The sequence below is a fragment of the Endozoicomonas sp. SESOKO3 genome (assembly GCF_024606255.1).
In genome coordinates this window covers 1-1,689 of record NZ_JAHHPR010000243.1, presented here as the reverse complement: position 1 = coordinate 1,689, position 1,689 = coordinate 1, and the positions used below count along the sequence as shown (strand labels likewise).

Here is a 1,689-nt window from a genome sequence, read left to right as displayed (position 1 = left end):
GACGGCGTAGATAAGTCTACATAATTACAGATTATGTTAGATTTTTAGTAGCGGCCAGAAAGCAACCTGAACCATTAATTTTTTTTCAGCACCTGCCAGTGGATTGTCCTATTCTCACTGAGTTTGTCAGGACATAGGGTTGGCGGATGCTTCTCTTTTGCGGTTTACGGTCTGTGTTTTTGAATCTGATGCTGGTGACTTCCTGTTGGGGCAGTGTTGAGTCACTGGAGCGGAAAGTTCTCATAGATGTCCAGTACGACATTAACAGTCTCTATTTTGGTTATGTATTTGCCGAAGAATATAACAGGCTGTTTAAAGCCATAATGGTTTCAGTGCGTCAAGTCTATGACCGCTATGAGCAGGAACATTGGCCAGAAGGCCATTTTGCTCCAGACAATCAGACAGAAGCCCGACAGCTGCTGCTCACCAGACTTTTTCAGGAGGCCACCCGCCACACTATAGCGAACGTCACGGGTGGCTATGTTGTGGATGAGACTCACCCGGGCCGTCCCATGTTTCACCTCCTGCAGGCATTCAGTAATGCTCCGGCCATGGAAGAATCCCGGGATGTTAATCAGTGGTATCAAACCCAGCCGGTGTTGCTTCAGGGGGTTTTGGCTGAAGATCGTCGGGACTCCATGGAAAGCCTGATTGAGGAAGCTGTACTGAACAGTTTCAGAGCATTTCCGTCCAACCCACTTTCCCCGAAAGAGTTAGCCCGACAACTCGGTTTTATTCTGGTAGAAATGCAGGAGCTTTTTCTCCGTGGCAAGGGGCTCCGGTCTCTTGGCTACAAGGTCGAGCAGCAAAAACAGAACCCGGAGATTGCCAATGACCCTGCATTTATTCTTTATCTTTCCTTTTTGACTGAACGGTTTAATAGCCATGACACCCTCTGGCATACAGAGAGTCAGGAGAGCAAGTGGCGTCAGCAACCGGAAGACCTCTCGGCCCTGTTTATGGAAGCTGCCCATCGTGAAAATTATGGTATTGAATGGTATCAGCAGGTTCGCAGAATTCTGGATGGAGAAAAACCGGTCAGTGAAAAGCTGTTCAGGCAACACTTCTCGAGGGAAGATGAACTGGAAAGCTGGATCAAAACCGGGCTCAGCGTTCCGGTTGTCACGGTGATCAGCACCATGGTGGTGTATGTCAGGATTCTTTTATATGTATATGAAATGTTTTCGCCAAGGTTAAGAAGGGCTTTGTTAAATCGATTCATGTCAGCAAACCATTCATCGCTTTTTCAGCACCTGCCAGTGGGTTGTCCAATGCTGCCTGAATTTTTCAGGATATAGGGTTTGCCGATGGTTGTGTTTCGCAGTTTATTGTCCGTTTTTGTCAGCTTGATGCTGATAACGTGCTGCTGGGGCAGTGTTGAGTCACCCGAGCAAAAAGCGGTCAGGCTTGTCCGGATCCATCTCAACGATCTCTATTTGGATTATGTCTTTGCCGAAGAGAATGGGAGTCTGTTAAAAGCCATCATGGTTTCATTGAGGCAACTCTATGACCGCTACGAGCTGGATCAGTGGCTGGAAAATGACTCTGGATCAGGCAATCATACAGAAGCCCGACAGCAGCTACTCACCAGAGTCGTCCAGCAGGCTACCCGCCACACCATTGCGAAAGTCATAGGTAACGATGAGGCAGATGACAGTTACCAGGATTGTTCTATGTTTCATCTCCTGC

At 47.8% G+C, this 1,689-nt stretch carries 2 protein-coding genes; both read left to right on the top strand.

The annotated features are described in order from the left end of the window. The first annotated feature begins 146 nt into the window (after nucleotides 1–146). The gene (locus KDK18_RS04350; RefSeq protein WP_257253470.1) at nucleotides 147–1,298 is read left to right on the top strand and encodes a hypothetical protein; all 1,152 of its coding nucleotides are present in this window, start codon (nucleotides 147–149) and stop codon (nucleotides 1,296–1,298) included. 9 nt (nucleotides 1,299–1,307) lie between these two features. Continuing rightward, nucleotides 1,308–1,689, top strand: a 382-nt coding sequence (locus KDK18_RS04345) for a hypothetical protein (RefSeq protein WP_257253468.1), incomplete at its 3' end; no start/stop codon positions are given.